This window comes from Candidatus Karelsulcia muelleri (genome assembly GCF_028673255.1).
GTDB classification, from domain to species: Bacteria; Bacteroidota; Bacteroidia; order Flavobacteriales; family Blattabacteriaceae; genus Karelsulcia; species Karelsulcia muelleri_D.
Genome location: NZ_CP110504.1, coordinates 108250 through 124137, shown reverse-complemented (window position 1 = coordinate 124137; position 15888 = coordinate 108250). Strand labels below are relative to the sequence as shown.

Annotated in this window: 10 protein-coding genes and 5 tRNA genes; 11 read left to right on the top strand and 4 right to left on the bottom strand. The window is 22.0% G+C overall.

Features of this window, described 5'->3' with window-relative positions; genetic code table 11:
- Positions 1-50: 50 nt before the first annotated feature.
- From ONB78_RS00720 to ONB78_RS00700, 5 genes are all read left to right on the top strand, one after another.
- Positions 51-950 carry a zinc-binding metallopeptidase family protein gene (locus tag ONB78_RS00720; RefSeq protein ID WP_274095945.1) on the top strand — a complete coding sequence of 300 codons (900 nt, stop codon included), beginning with the start codon at positions 51-53 and terminating at the stop codon, positions 948-950.
- Between the two features lie 76 nt (positions 951-1026).
- Positions 1027-2379: a tRNA uridine-5-carboxymethylaminomethyl(34) synthesis GTPase MnmE gene (mnmE, locus tag ONB78_RS00715; RefSeq protein ID WP_274095944.1), complete on the top strand. Its 1353-nt coding sequence runs from the start codon at positions 1027-1029 to the stop codon at positions 2377-2379.
- Between the two features lie 114 nt (positions 2380-2493).
- Positions 2494-2568: transfer RNA gene (locus ONB78_RS00710), tRNA-Val, on the top strand.
- 15 nt (positions 2569-2583) lie between these two features.
- Positions 2584-6399, top strand: a complete 3816-nt coding sequence (dnaE, locus tag ONB78_RS00705) for a DNA polymerase III subunit alpha (protein WP_274095942.1) — start codon at positions 2584-2586, stop codon at positions 6397-6399.
- A gap of 76 nt (positions 6400-6475) precedes the next feature.
- Positions 6476-6549, top strand: a tRNA-Asp gene (locus tag ONB78_RS00700).
- A gap of 10 nt (positions 6550-6559) precedes the next feature.
- On the opposite strand, the gene ONB78_RS00695 is transcribed toward ONB78_RS00700, so the two are convergent.
- Positions 6560-6632, bottom strand: a tRNA-Lys gene (locus ONB78_RS00695).
- Between the two features lie 84 nt (positions 6633-6716).
- Between ONB78_RS00695 and tilS the strand changes: the two genes are divergently transcribed.
- Positions 6717-7655: a tRNA lysidine(34) synthetase TilS gene (gene tilS, locus ONB78_RS00690; protein WP_274095940.1), complete on the top strand. Its 939-nt coding sequence runs from the start codon at positions 6717-6719 to the stop codon at positions 7653-7655.
- Positions 7648-8793, top strand: a complete 1146-nt coding sequence (locus tag ONB78_RS00685; protein WP_274095939.1) for a cysteine desulfurase family protein — start codon at positions 7648-7650, stop codon at positions 8791-8793. Before tilS ends, ONB78_RS00685 begins: the two co-directional genes overlap by 8 nt.
- Positions 8794-8880: 87 nt before the next feature.
- Here ONB78_RS00685 and proS read toward each other — a convergent pair whose 3' ends face one another.
- Positions 8881-10350, bottom strand: a complete 1470-nt coding sequence (gene proS, locus ONB78_RS00680; RefSeq protein ID WP_274095938.1) for a proline--tRNA ligase — start codon at positions 10348-10350, stop codon at positions 8881-8883.
- A gap of 130 nt (positions 10351-10480) precedes the next feature.
- Between proS and ONB78_RS00675 the strand changes: the two genes are divergently transcribed.
- Together ONB78_RS00675 and htpG are read left to right on the top strand one after the other, a co-directional pair.
- A tRNA-Ser gene (locus tag ONB78_RS00675) sits at positions 10481-10565 on the top strand.
- A gap of 160 nt (positions 10566-10725) precedes the next feature.
- Positions 10726-12543 (top strand): molecular chaperone HtpG, encoded by a 1818-nt coding sequence (gene htpG / locus ONB78_RS00670; RefSeq protein ID WP_274095937.1) that lies wholly within the window; start codon positions 10726-10728, stop codon positions 12541-12543.
- A 29-nt stretch (positions 12544-12572) separates the two neighbouring features.
- On the opposite strand, the gene ONB78_RS00665 is transcribed toward htpG, so the two are convergent.
- On the bottom strand, positions 12573-13925 hold the full coding sequence (locus ONB78_RS00665) for a MiaB/RimO family radical SAM methylthiotransferase (RefSeq protein ID WP_274095935.1): 1353 nt from the start codon (positions 13923-13925) through the stop codon (positions 12573-12575).
- Positions 13926-13992: 67 nt separating this feature from the next.
- On the opposite strand from ONB78_RS00665, the gene rplS reads away from it, so the two are divergent.
- Together rplS and ONB78_RS00655 are read left to right on the top strand one after the other, a co-directional pair.
- The gene (gene rplS, locus ONB78_RS00660) at positions 13993-14331 is read left to right on the top strand and encodes a 50S ribosomal protein L19 (protein WP_274095934.1); all 339 of its coding nucleotides are present in this window, start codon (positions 13993-13995) and stop codon (positions 14329-14331) included.
- Between the two features lie 2 nt (positions 14332-14333).
- The gene (locus ONB78_RS00655) at positions 14334-15809 is read left to right on the top strand and encodes a glycine--tRNA ligase (protein WP_274095933.1); all 1476 of its coding nucleotides are present in this window, start codon (positions 14334-14336) and stop codon (positions 15807-15809) included.
- Here the strand turns inward: ONB78_RS00655 and ONB78_RS00650 are convergent.
- Positions 15807-15879 (bottom strand) — tRNA-Arg (locus tag ONB78_RS00650). The genes ONB78_RS00655 and ONB78_RS00650 overlap by 3 nt on opposite strands.
- Positions 15880-15888 lie beyond the last annotated feature (9 nt).

Here is a 15888-nt window from a genome sequence, read left to right as displayed (position 1 = left end):
TATTAAAGAAAGGTAATCTTTTAACTCATAGATTGGAGATTTCAGAGAACATGTATATTTTAAATCAAAATTCAGAATTTTTATTTTATAAACTTTTAAGTAATTATTATTTGTATAAAAAGAACTTATTAAGTGATATTTTTATAAATGTTCTTAACAAATATAAGAAATATTTATGTTTGAAAAAACGAAACAACATAATAGTAAAGAACAAACCAAATAGATTGAATATCTTATTATTAATTAAATTAATTCATAATTTCTGGAAAATCAAATACATATCAGAACGAGGTTTTCTTTATATAGAAAATATAAAATATTTAAACACATCATTTTTACATTATAAAAAAGTTAATATTTATTCATCAAATGGAATCATCTTACCAGGGCTTATAATACCTAATCAAAAATATAATACAAATTATAAAAAATCTAATACAAAATATAAACTCAAAATAGATATAGGAGTTGAAACTATGAATGAAGTCTATGAATTAGGAATTAATTATAATTCATTAATTTTTTTAACAGATAGTTTAAGTATACTAAATAAGAAATATTTAGTTAGTAATCATATTTCAAGTAAACTTGGTTTATTTATTTTCCTTGAAATAATAAGTTCCTTTAAAAAAAATACAAACATTAACTTTATTTTATATAATAATTTAAAGAACAAAACCTTAATTTTAAAGAAGAAAATTAAAATAATAATAACATTAAACAGAAGCAAAAGAATTGGTATTATTTTTATAAATAAAGATAATTTAGAAAAAATCTTATTCTATTGTCAGAAAACGAATATAATTTGCTATATAAATAATTATAAAATTAATACTTATTTTGTAACATTGAATGTTAAGTATTTAAATACTCCAAATGAAATGATCAAAAAAAAAGATCTTGAGAAGATTATACAATTTTTTATATGGATATTTACAGAATTTAATTAACGAAATTTGATCTTATTAACTAAATAATAATGTATTTATATTTTTGTTTTAATCAAGTATTCAAATCAAATTCAAATTGTTTTTTAATAATAAGGATACTATTACTGCTATTGCTACACCAAATGGTATAGGAGCAATAGCAATAATAAGAATTTCTGGTAAATTATGTTTTAAAATAGTAAGTAGTTGTTTTGTTTCAAAAGAAAAGAAACAAATAACTGAATTAAAAACTAATACTATGTATCTAGGTTTTATAAAACAAAATAAGAAGCTTATTGATAAAGTATTTTTATGTTTATTTAAAAAACCTTTTTCATATACTGGAGAAGATCTTATTGAAATATATTGTCATGGTACTTTATACATACAAAATAAGATATTAAAATTCTTAATAGATAACGGAGCAAGATTAGCTAATCCAGGAGAATTTTCTTTCAGATCCTTTAAAAATGGTAAAATTGATTTAATTCAAGCTGAAGCTTTATCCGAGTTATTTAAAGCAGAAGATGAAGCAGCACATTCTTTGGCAATTAAGAATTTAAATGGAAAATTTTCTATTTTTTTAAAGGAAATCCGAAAAGATATTATCTATTTAAATTCATTAATTAATGTTTCTTTAGATTTTGATGAAGATAATATATCAGAATTCAATTATAAAAAATTTCTAACTACCTTAGTTGTTTTAATAAAAAAAATAAAAATAACAATTATTGGGTTTAAAAAAAATAATATTTTAAAAAAAGGATATTACTTAGTATTAGTTGGTAGACCAAATGTTGGAAAATCTACATTATTCAATCTTTTATTAAAAAAAGAAAGATCAATAGTATCAAATATATCTGGAACTACTATAAATTATATAGAAGAAGATTTCTTCATAAAGGGTATAAAATCTCGTATAGTAGACACAGCTGGAATAAAAGCAAATAAATTGGATAACTTGGATATAAAAGGAATACATAAGACCTACGAAACTATTAATAGTGCTGATTTAATATTAGTTATAAAAGATAAAATAGAAAAAGATTTAGAAAAAGATTTGAAAATATCAATAAAGAAACAAATAATAATTATTATTAATAAATGTGATTTACTTAAAAAAAAAATAAGATCAAACAAACAATATATATTAATATCAGCAAAATACAGAATAGGATTAGAAAGAATAAAAAAACAAATAAATAAAAGATTAAATTATAAATATCATAAAACAGATAATATTATTAATAATATGCGAAATTATGAGTGTTTAAAACAAGTATTACTAACTTTGATGAAAATAAAAAAAACAAGAAAAAATTCTTTAACGCCAGAAATATTCTCTTTTTTATTAAGAGAAGCTAATTATCATCTTGGTAAAATTACTAAAATTGTTAATAATGATGAAATTTTAAATCAAATATTTGCTACTTTTTGTCTAGGTAAGTAAGTCAAATATAAATTATACCGTATATTTTATGAACTTAAAAGATCTTAAATGTTCTTTATATCTACTAATTAAGTTGTTCTTTAGATATTTGAATGTTATAAAAAAATTAAATTGGGGTGATTAGCTCAGTTGGTTCAGAGCGTCTGCCTTACAAGTAGAATGTCACTGGTTCAAATCCAGTATCACCCATGTTTTTTATAAATTATGTATTTCTTTTTAGATTATAAAAAAGATTATAAAAATTCATCAAGAAAAAAAATTCTATTTAATTGGTTTGTTTGTAATTCTGAATTAGAGATTATTGATTTTGCTTTAAATTTTAAAGAATCAAATATTTTAAAGTTTCAAAAAAGTCTAAACAAGTCGAAATATCTTATTGGACATAATATCTTTTTTTTACTAAAATATATGAGATCTTATATATCAAAAGTGAACTATAATGTGAAAAAGAAATATATAATAGATACAGCAACAAGTTCAATAACTATATGGAAAAGATATTCCATGCCAAATATTCAAATACTTTATAAGTGGCTTGAGCAAATAAGTGAGAAAAAGGATAAATACGAAAACCAAATATTAAATATATTATGTTTATCAAAATATTTTTTTAGATTAGTTTTATTAAAAAGAATATTCTTAACAGATCTGAATAACTTAAGTTATATTAACCAAATTATAAAAAAAATAAATGTAATAAGTAATACAACTGATAGAAATTATTTAAAACTTAATTTCAAAAGCACTAAACAAAGAGAAATAAAAGAAAATTTAAAACATAAAATGTGGAGCAAATATTTTAATATACACAATCATAGTAATTATTCAATATTAAATTCAACGATTGAGATAAAGACATTATTAAAAAAAGTGAGAAAATATAAAATGGAAGCAGTTGGTTTAACCGATTTAGGAAATCTGATGGGTACTGTTAAGTTTTTGAAATATATTAAAAACTATAATAAAAATTTTAATTTAAATATTAAACCGATTATTGGTTGTGAATTTTATTTATCTACTAAAAATAAAACAAACATTTACAGCCAAATTTTGATAGCTAAGAATAAGATAGGTTATTATAATTTAATTAAATTATGTTCACTCAGTTCTTTAAAACTAGAATTTGATGAGTATCCAGTTATAACAAAAAATATGATAAAATCATATAGTTCTGGATTAATTGCTTTAAGTGGTGATTTAAATTCCGAAATTTCTAATTTAATTTTAAATAATCAAAGAAAAGAATCTATAAAACAAATGAAATGGTGGCTTAAAGTTTTTAAGCAGGATTTTTATCTAGAAATTTTTCGTCATGGAGAAAAATATGAAAAGAAAGTTAATAGAATTATTTTGAAATTAGCTAAAAAATATTCTGTGGATTATATAATACAAAATAATGTGTTTTATCTGAATAAAAAAGATCACAAATCTTTAAGGATTTTATTATCGATTAAATATGGAGAAAAAATAGATGATAATTTAATCCCTGAAAAACATTATATTAATACTTCAGAATATTATTTGAAAAGTAAAGATAAAATCTATAATTTATTTTCAGATTTGCCATTAGGTTTGAAAAATTTAAGAAAACTTAAGAAAAAAATTTCTAGATATAATATAAAAGAAATAAGAAATTTACCAAAATATTATTTTCATGATTTCAAAATAGATAATAATGTAAAACAACCATATGAATATTTTGAAAATAAACTTTTAAAAAAGATAACTTATAATCACGCAAAAACTAAATATAAGTTCTTAAAAGGTGATCTAATCAAAAGACTTAATTTTGAGTTAAGAATTATTGAAAAAATTAACTATCCTGGATATTTTTTAATTATTAGTGAACTTGTAAAAGAAGCAAAAAAAAAAGGAATATTAGTAGGACCAGGACGTGGCTCAGTTGTTGGATCAGTTGTAGCTTATGCTATAGGTTTAACTAAAATTGATCCAATTAAATATAATTTGTTATTTGAAAGATTTTTAACAAAAAGTAGAATCAGTTTACCAGATATCGACATAGATTTTGATGATAAAGGAAGAGAAGAAATAATTAAATTGGTTCTCAAAAAATATGGAAGAACTAAAGTATCACAAATAATCACTTATGGAACCTTAGGTGCTAAATCAGCTATACGAGACACAGCACGTGTTTTAGATTTTCCTTTTAATGAAATAAACAGATTGTCTAAATTAATTCCTAATTTGACATTAAAACAACTGTTTAAAAGTTCTAATAACCAACTTAAAAAGATTTTAAATATAAAAGATTATGAAAAAGTTTTAGTTTTAAAAAAACAAAAGAAAATAAATGTTTGTTTTAAAAAGGTTATAAAAGTCGCTATGCAAATTGAAGGAAATATAAAAAATACTGGTATTCATGCTTGTGGAATATTAATATCTCCATATGATATAATAGAAAAGATACCAATAAATTATTCTAAAGCATACGATTGTTTAGTTACACAATATGATAAAAAGAATATAGAACAAATAGGTTTATTAAAAATAGATTTTTTAGGGTTACGAACTTTATCTATTATAAAAAAAGCATTAAAAATAATAAATAAAAAAACAAATCAAATAAAAGATTTAAATAAAATATCATTGGAAGATAAAGAAACGATTAAATTATTTAAAAGTGGAAAAACCATTGGGATATTTCAATACGAATCATTTGGTATGCAAAAATCTTTAAAAAAATTGATACCAAATAGTTTTGAAGATTTAATAATTATGAATGCATTATATCGACCTGGTCCTTTTAAGAATTTAAATAATTTTATCTCTATAAAAAATGGAAAATTATACAAAAGTTATTCTTTACAAGAATTAGAAGAATATTTGAAAGAAACTAATGGTATAATAGTTTATCAAGAACAAGTAATGTTGATTTCTCAATATATATCAAATTTTAATAAAACGAAAGCAGACACTTTAAGACATGCTATATCTAAAAAAAATAAATTCCTTTTGACTTCTATGAAAACAAGTTTTATAGAAGGAGGAATAAAAAAAGGACATTTGAAAAAAATTTTAGAAGATATATGGTTTAATTGGCAAAATTTTGCATCTTATGCATTTAATAAATCTCATTCTGCAAGTTATACATTTTTATCTTTTCAAGCAGCTTTTTTAAAGAGTCATTTTCCAGCAGAATATATGACTTCAGTTTTAAGTAATAATATGCAAAATATAAAAGAAATCTCTATCTTAATAAGAGAATGTAAAAAAATGGGTTTAACCTTAGCTTGTCCTAATATAAATTTAAGTTCTTATAAATTTAGATTAAGAAAAAAAAGAATCATTTATGGACTAAGTGCAATAAAAGGTATTGGAAAAGCATCAATAAAAAATCTAATAAAACATAGAAAAAAGAAAAAATTCTTATCTATTTTAGATATTGTTAAAAGAGTGAATTTAAGATTAGTTAATAAAAAGGTATTAGAAAACTTAGCTTATGCAGGTGCTTTTGATGAGTTTAAAAATACTCATAGAGCTCAATATTTTTATAAAGAATACGGTTCTAATAGAATTGAAAAATTTTTACAATTTGGTAGTAAATATCAATTATTAATTAAAAATAGAAAACACACTCTTTTAAAAAAGATTAAAGATATTGAAATAAAGGAACCTAAAATGACCAAATGTAAGAAATGGAGTATTTTAGAAAAAATAAAAAAAGAAAAGGAAGTGTTAGGATTCTATATATCTAATCATCCTCTAGAAAAAATGAAATCCAAAATAAATAAAATAACTAATTTAACAATAACAAAATTCAAAAGTAAATTAGAACTAAAAAAGAAAAGAATAATTTGTGGAGTTGTTACAAATATAGAACTAAGAAAATCAAGAAGACAACGAGATTATATCGTTTGTACAATAGAAGATGCTTCGGATAATATCAACTTCTTTTTATATGGAAAGATGTATTCTAAGTATAAACATATAGTGACTTTTAAGCAAGTATTATTAATAACTTTGATTGATAATCAAATCCTTTCAATTAAGAAATTTTAGTGCTAAGTAAATAATTAGATATATAAAGTTTATAGTTAATATAAAAGTTATATAAAAGGTATATAACCTTTCTTCAGGTCTGATAGTTCAGATGGTTAGAATACGTGCTTGTCACGCACAAGCTCCTGGGTTCAAATCCCAGTCAGACCGTTAGATGATATGACTTGACTGGGATTTGAACCCAGGACCCTTACATTAAAAGTGTAATGCTCTACCAGCTAAGCTATCAAGTCTACTAGATATATAGTATTATTCAAGAAGAAAAAGAAACAATGAAAATATTGAATATAAAAATAAGAAACTAAAAACCAAGTTTTATGTTAAACTTAAAAAAAGTCTTAACAAAACTTAATAAACAAATAAACTTTAAAAACAAAAAAATATATATAGCTGTTAGTGGTGGAGTTGATAGTATGGTGTTATTAAATATTTTTATAAAAATAAGACTAAAAATAATAAGCCTTAGAATAGAAGTATTACATTGTAATTTTAATTTAAGAGTAATTGATTCAAAAAAAGAAGAAGAATTAATAAAGAAAATCTGTAAAAGAAACAAAATTGTGTATCATATGAAAAAATTTAGTTTTCCTTCAAATCAATCTATACAGCTTATAGCAAGAAAGCTAAGATTTTTTTGGTTTAAAAAAATGTTAAAAACAAATTGTTTTAATTATATAGCATTAGGACATAATTTGAATGATTCGATAGAAACATTTTTTATAAATATAAAAAGAGGAACTAGTTTAAAAGGAATGAAAGGAATAATTTATAAGAAAAAATATTTAATAAGACCACTAATAGATTTTAGTAGATCAGATATATTAAAATATGCTAAAAAAAACCATATATCATGGATGGAAGATAAAAGCAATAAGAGTCAAAAGTATTTAAGAAATAAAATAAGAAAAGATTTATCTAATGTTTTAGATCAGAATTTTTATGAGGGTTTTAAAAAAACTTTTATTTTTTTTCAAGAAGAAAATTTGCTGATAAAAAATCATTTAAAAATAATAGAACAGTATATTTGTAAAAAAACAAAAAATCAAATATTTTTTTTTATAAATAAGATTTTAAATCTAAATTTCATTAAATTTTATCTACATAAATATTTCTCTAAATATGGCTTTTTAAATATTAAAGATATTATTAAAATAATAATTTCAAAAAATGGGAAACAAATCTTTTCCAAAGATCTAAATTATGTGTTATTAAAAAAACAAAACCAATTAATTTTAATTAAAGAAAGAAATGAATAAAAAAATTTATTTAGATAATGCTTCAAATACTCCTTTATTGAAGGAACTATCTGAAAATCATATAAAATATTTAAACAAAATAGGTAATCCTTCTTCAAATCATAGTTTAGGATTGATTAAGAAATTTAAAATTGAAAAAGCACGTACTAAAATAGCTAGAATTTTCAAGATAAAACAAGATGAAATAATATTTACATCAAGTGGTACTGAAGCAAATAATTTAATTTTAAGAAGTAGTATAAAATATTTAAACATAAAATGTATAATTACATCATTTTTAGAGCATAAATCTGTATTAGAAACAGTATATGATTTATATAAATACTATAATATAGTAGTAAAATTCGTTAAAAATAATGACAAAGGAGAAATCAATCTTTCTGATTTAAAAAAGAAGTTAAAAGAAGATGAAATGCCTACTTTAGTAAGTTTAATGTATGTTAATAATGAAATTGGTAATATTTTAAATATTAAAAAAGTTGGAAAGCTTTGTAAAAAATATAAGAACAAATATTTTCATTCAGACACAATTCAAGCAATTGGTTGGTTAAAAATAAATATTCATAAATTAAATTTACATTTTGCAAGTTGCAGTGCTCATAAATTTTATGGACCTACAGGAATAGGATTTGCTTTTGTAAACAAGAATCTAAATATAAAGTCATTTCTAACAGGAGGACGTCAAGAACAAAATATAAGAGCAGGAACTGAAAATTTCTCTGGAATTATGGGCTTTACTAAAGCTTTAGAATTCTTAAAGAAAGATTTTATAAAACATAAAACATACTTAAAAAAACTTAAGAAGTATTGTATTAAAGAATTGAAAAGAAATATTCCAGATATTAAATATGTTGGAATGTCTGAAAGTTTAAAATCAAGTATTTACACTATAATTAGTATAGCTATACCTAAAAAAGAATTACTAACCTTCAAATTAGATATGAAAGGAATAATTTTATCACAAAGTAGTGCATGTATGTCAACAGAATATTCTCATGTAATAAAATCTTTAAGAATAAAAAATCTTATTAGAAAGAAAACAATATTAAGAATATCTTTAGGAATATATAATAAGAAAAAGGAAATTATAAAATTTATAAAGATTTTAAAAAATATAATGGAAGATGAAAAAAGTTGATACGCATCAAATATAGATTGCTTGTAACTCACCAGATAGAGTAATCAACTTAATTATATACGTTACGATATAAGAAGAATTTATAAGTTAATAACATTTTGCAAAAATAACTCTTTGTTTAGATAAATTATTACTATAAATACAATGTCCAAAATTGCTTTTTGTTTTACTTTTACTTGGAATACAAATAATCGATGCTGAAGTATCTTCTTTTATTTTCTTTTCGCTTTCTTTCCTTCCATCCCAATGAGAATATATTAATCCTCCATTTGAATTAAAAATTTGTTTAAATTTTTTATAATCATCGATTGTTTTTGTAAATTTGTTTTTTAAAAATAAAGCCTTTAAAAAAATATTTTTCTGTATATTTTTTAAGAAATAAGTAATTTTATTTTTAATATTTCTTATTTTTATATGTTTTCTTTTCCGATTGTCTCTTCTAAAAATTTCGATTAACCCTTTTTGTATTTCATTTTTTCCTATTGTTATCCGTAGTGGAACTCCCTTAATATCATACTCATTAAATTTCCATCCAGGATTGTATCGTTTACGATTATCATAAAAAAATCTTATTTTTTTGTTTTTCAAACAAACTAGTATTTTTTTTACCAATTTCTCAAGAATTTTATTATCTTCTATTTTTTTTATTATGGAAATAATAACAACCTGTATTGGAGCAATTTTAGGTGGAAGAATAAGTCCATATTTATCAGAATGAGTAAAAACTAAAGCTCCAAGAAGCCTTGTAGATATTCCATATGAGGTGCCCCATGGTCGTTCATAAATACCATTTTTATTGAAATATTTAACATCAAAAGATTTTGAAAAATTCTGTCCCAAAAAATGAGAAGTTGCAATTTGTAATGCTTTTCCATCTAGTAAAACAGATTCTAAACAATAAGTAGTATTTGCTCCAGCAAATTTTTCTTTTGGCGTTTTTTTTCCTTTTATTACTGGAATTGAAAGAATTTTTTCTATAAAATATTTATATAAGTTCAAAATTTTTATAGAATGACTAAGAGCTTCTTGTTTTGATGAATGAACAGTATGACCTTCCTGTAAAATAAATTCAGAATTTCTTAACAAGAATCTTGGTCGCATTTCCCACCTAATAATATTAGACCATTGGTTTAATAACCTAGGTAAATCTCTATAAGAATTAATCCACTTTTTTAATGAGTTCCAGATTATCGCTTCAGAAGTTGGTCTAATAATTAATTCATTTTTTAATTTTGAGTTACGATCTAGTAAAATTTTTTTATTTTTTATATTTAAACGTCTATGTGTTACAATAGCACATTCTTTAGAGAAACCTTTAATATGATTATATTCCTTATTTAAATCTGTAATAGAAATTAATAATGGAAAATAATAATTCTCATGTCCAGTTTTTTTTAGTAGATAATTTAATTTATTTTTTATTTTATTCCAAATTTCTAAGCCATAAGGTTGAAAGATTAAACATCCTCTTATTTTAGAGATTTCTGCTAAGTTTGATTTGCATATTAAATCATTAAACCACTTATACGAAAGATATTTGTTACAAGAAAAATTCATGTTATAAAAAAATATTTAAAAAGCTATAAAGAAAAACCAAATATCAATTTATCTTATTTTAAAACATCAAAAACAAGATATTTGATAACTTAAAAAAAAATATATACTAATTAATCCAAATTAAGCCAAAGGAGAGATGGCAGAGTGGCTGAATGCGATGGTCTTGAAAACCGTTGAGTATCAATACTCCGGGGGTTCAAATCCCTCTCTCTCCGTTATATAAGAAATTATTAGCATCTGACTATATATGAAATTTATTTACTGACTTTAAACCAAGTATCGAAATAATTAAATTTGTTATTCATTAAATATTTAGTATTTGTTTTGTTTCTTGGTTTATATTATTAATGTTATGAATCTTTTATAAAACTAAAAATGGAAAAAAACAAAGGTCATATAAAAGTTGCTGCAGATAATATCTTTCCGATTATAAAGAAATTTTTATATTCAGAAAATGAAATTTTTTTAAGAGAAATAATATGTAATGCAGTTGATGCTTGCAATAAAATAAGAACTTTAAAACAGTTAGGAAAAATAACCAACATAAAAGAAAAATTAGAAATAGAAGTAAAAATATATAAAGAAGAGAAAATTATTAAAATAATAGACAATGGAATAGGAATGACAAAAAAAGAAGTTGAAAAATATATTAATCAAATTGCATTCTCAAGCGCTGGTAAATTTCTTGAAAAATATAAAGCCCAAAATACAATGATTGGAAATTTTGGTTTAGGATTTTATTCAAGTTTTTTAATTTCTGATAAAGTGGAAATTATAACGAAATCTTATAAAAAAAAAACCAATGCAGTACATTGGATATGCGATGGTAGCACTAAATTCAGTATACAAAGAGCTAAAACAAAAAAAAGAGGAACGACAATATTATTGCATGTAAATGAAAAATTAAAAGAATTTTTAGAAGGGTATAGGATATTAGGAGTATTAGAAAAATATTGTAGATTTTTGCCAATCCCAATAAAATTTAAGAATAAAATTATTAACATTATAAATCCTTTATGGAAATTACATCCTCTGAAAATAAAAGAAAAAGAATATAAAAAATTTTACTATGAATTGTTTAATGATCGAATAGATGAACCTTTATTATGGATTCATTTAAATATAGACCATCCCTTTAAATTAACTGGTATATTATATGTTCCTAAATTAATAAATACAATAACTTTAAAAAAACAGCAAATACATTTATATCAAAATCAAGTATTCGTTACAGATAATTTACATGGAATAGTACCATACTTTTTAAAATTTCTAAAAGGAATAATTGATTCTCCAGATATTACACTAAATGTTTCTAGATCACAATATAAAAATGATATTACATTAAAAAAAATTTACAATTATATTACTCTAAAAATTGCAGATAAACTAACGAAAATTTTATTAAAAAATAGAAAATATTTTGAAAAAATATGGAAAAGTATTAAGTTACTTATTGAATATGGCATGATAAGTGAACAAAGTTTCTACGAAAAATCGAAAAAATTTGCATTATTTTATAATACTGATGGTAAATATTACTTATTTAGTGAGTTTTTCAACTTAATAAAAAAAAAACAATTATCTAAGGAGAATAAAATCATTTGTTTCTACGCATCAAATCTAGAGGAACAGTCTTTATATATAGATAGTGTATTAGCTAAAGGATATAAAATTTTATTATTAGATAGCCCTTTTACTGTTCATTTAATTCAAAAAATAGAAATGGAAAATAATAATATAAAGTTTCTAAGAGTAGATTCTCAAAACATTGACAATATTTTTAGTGAAACGAAAAATGTAGATGATATTAATGAACTAAAAGAACTAAAAAAAGAATTAGAAAACCATTTAGATAATACAAAATTTACAATTCAAATAGAACAGTTAAAGGATAAAAATCTGCCTTTTTTAATAAATATTCCAGAAATTGTACGTCGTATAAATGAAATAAATTTAATAAACAACTTTGAAAAAACAAGAAAGAATGAACAACATTATAATCTTATTGTAAATACGAATAATAAAATAATAAAAAAAATCTTAAAAGAAAAGAACAAGTACAAAGAACTTCTTATAGATTCACTTGAATTAATATTATTCTTTCATAATATTCTACCTCTTAAAAAGAAAAAAGAATTTCTAAAAAGAATTTTAAACAACATATTTTTAAGTTACAAAACCAAGAAATAGAGAAAATAAAAGAGCTATTAATAATTTAATTAGAATAACTCACTAAGATAAGAATTATGAGTATCTATTTTTAGTAACCTAACGAGTTTACAAGTATTAAGAATATTATTTGGAAATGGAATATTTACTCTTACTCTTATATAGTTCTCAGTAAATCCAAAGATCTCTCCATATCTATTGTTTTTTTTTTCAAATAAAACTCGATAAATTTGAAGATTATTTTTAAGATAAAAGATCTTTCTCTTTTTCTTGGAAAGAAATCGGATTATTTGACTACGTTGGAAACATATATTTGGGTTGATTTTATTTTTCATTGAATTAGAATATGTATTGTCTCTATCGGAATATTTAAAAACATGAATATAAGATATATTTATTTTTTTTAATAAATTAAAAGTTTCTAAAAAATTATATTCGTTTTCCCCTGGAAAACCTACAATTACATCAGTTCCGATACAAGCATATGGGAGAATATTTAAAATTGTATTTACTTTTTGAATATATATATTAGGATTATATCGTCTTCTCATTTTCTTTAATATTTCGTTACTACCAGATTGTAATGGAATATGAAAATGAGGAACAAATAGTTTACTTTTTGAAATAAAATTTATTATTTTATAATTTAATAAATTGGGTTCAATAGATGATATTCTAATTCGTATCTTAGTAGTAATTTTTTTTTCAATGATTTTAATTAAATAAAAAAAATCATATTTTTTGTTTTCTATACCATAATTTATAAAATCTCCAAGGTTAATTCCAGTTAAAACTACTTCTTTAATATTTAGTAAAACAAGTTTTTTAATTGTAAGAATAATGTTAAAAATATTTTCAGATATAGAATTTCCTCGTATATTTGGAATAGTACAATAACTACATTTGTAATCACATCCATCTTGGATTTTTATAAAAGATCTAGTACGTGTGTAATCAAATGAAACAGAAGAATTATATTTGGTGTATTTGGTTAGGTCTGAAACTGAAATTTGTTTGTTAATTTGATTTGTTAAAAACAAATGTAATTTGAATTTTTCATTATTACCAAGGACTAAATAAACTTGTTTTAAAAATGAACTGTATGAACTAATTGTATCATCTGCATCTATTTTCTTTATATATATTTTATTATATAAACTCTGAGGATAACATCCCAAGAGTATGATCTTAGCTTTTTTATTGTTTGTTTTTATTGTTTTTATTAAACCCAATAATTTGTTATCAGCATTATGAGTAATAGAACATGTATTTATTATATAAATCTGAGAAGAATAATCAAAACCGACAATTTTATATCCTACATTTAATAAATTTCTTTTTATTGTAGAAAATTCAGAATAATTTAATTTACATCCATAAGTAATGAAGGAGATTTTTTTCATTTCTTTTTATTTTTATAAAAACAAATATGAAAAAAGAAAAAGAAATCAAATAAACTAATAAAAGAAAATGAAAAATATAAACAGACTAGTAACAGACCTCAAAAAGACAAATTACAAATTAAATTCAGGAGATACAGTAAAAGTATATTACGAAATTAAAGAAGGAGAAAAAAAAAGAATACAAAGTTTTAAAGGAATAATAATTAAAAAGCAAGGAAATTCCACCTTTACAGTTCTAAAAAAAATTGGTACAATTGGCGTAGAAAGAATTTTTCAAATTAAATCTCCAAATATAAAAGAAATAAAAAAGATAAGGTCGGTAAAAGTTAGAAGAGCAAAACTTTATTATTTTAGAAACTTAATAGTAAACCAAGCGAAAAGAAAACATTACATCACAAAGCGTTAAAAATGAGAAACCACAAAATTTCTTTGAAAGAAATTGTATCATATGCAAAAAAATATGGTTTTATTTTTCCTACAAGTGAAATTTATGATGGAATAAATGCTATTTATGATTATGGTCCATATGGCATTCATTTAAAAAATAATATAAAAGAATATTGGTGGAGATCAATGATCCAAATAAATGAAAATATAATTGGATTAGATACTAGTATATTGATGCATCCAAAAATCTGGAAAGCTTCAGGACATGCAGAGAGATTCAAAGAAATTTTTTTATATAATAAAAGTAAAAACTACAGTTATCGGCTTGATTTTTTGTTAGAAAAAATATTTAAACCAAATAGTAAAGGAGACAATTATTTATGTAAAAAATTCTGTAAAATAAAAACAAAAAAAAATAACTTAAAAAAGAGAATAATTCAATATATTGCTGATAATATAGTATTAAAAAAATCTAAAAAAATATTAGTATTAGTAAAAAAATTTCAAGATAAATGGAACTATATATATGAATATAAATTAATGTTCCAAATAGATTTTAAAAAACAAACAATTTATTTACGTCCAGAAACAGCACAAGGGATTTTTACAAATTTTTTAAATGTGCAGAATAGTAGGAAATTAAAAATTCCATTTGGGATAGCTCAAATAGGAAAAGTTTTTAGAAATGAAATAATGGCAAGGCAATTTATTTTTAGAATGCGAGAATTTGAACAAATGGAAATGCAATTTTTTATTCATCATAAAGATGAAGATAAATGGTTTAAATATTGGAAGAATAAACGCTTAATATGGCATTTAACTATAGGCTTGGGGGAAAAAAAATATAGATATTTTGAACATGAACAATTAGCACATTATGCAAAACAGGCATATGATATTCAATTTAATTTTCCTTTTGGCTTTAAAGAATTAGAAGGAATTCATTCAAGAAGAAATTTCGATCTTAAAAAACATGAAAAATATAGTAAAAAAAAACTTAGAGTTTTTGATAAAGAAAATCAAATATATTATATTCCATATATAATAGAGACATCTGTAGGAATAGACAGAATATTTTTGGCGATTTTATCTTCCTCGCTAAAAATGGAAGTTATAAAACAAAAAACTAAAAGAACTGTCTTAAAGATAAATCCTTCTTTAGCTCCAGTAAAAGCTGCTATTTTTCCTTTAATACAAGATAAAAGATTAATAGCTTATGCTAAATATATATTTAATTCCTTAAAAAGTTCTTTTCTTTTAACATATGAAGAAAATGATAGTATTGGAAAGAGATATAGAAGACAAGACGCAATAGGCACTCCGATATGTGTTACAATAGATTTCAAAACTTTAAAAGATAAATGTGTAACGATAAGATATCGAGATAGTATGTTACAAAAAAGAGTATTAATAAAAAACTTAAAAAAGGAAATAAAACAAGAAACTAGTATAAAAAAACTTTTAACCAAATTTTTAATGTTGGAAAGTACAAAATGATCACAGCAGGAGTCGAACCTGCAACATACTACTTAGAAGGCAGGTGCTCTATCCATTGAGCTATGTGACCAGAACAAAT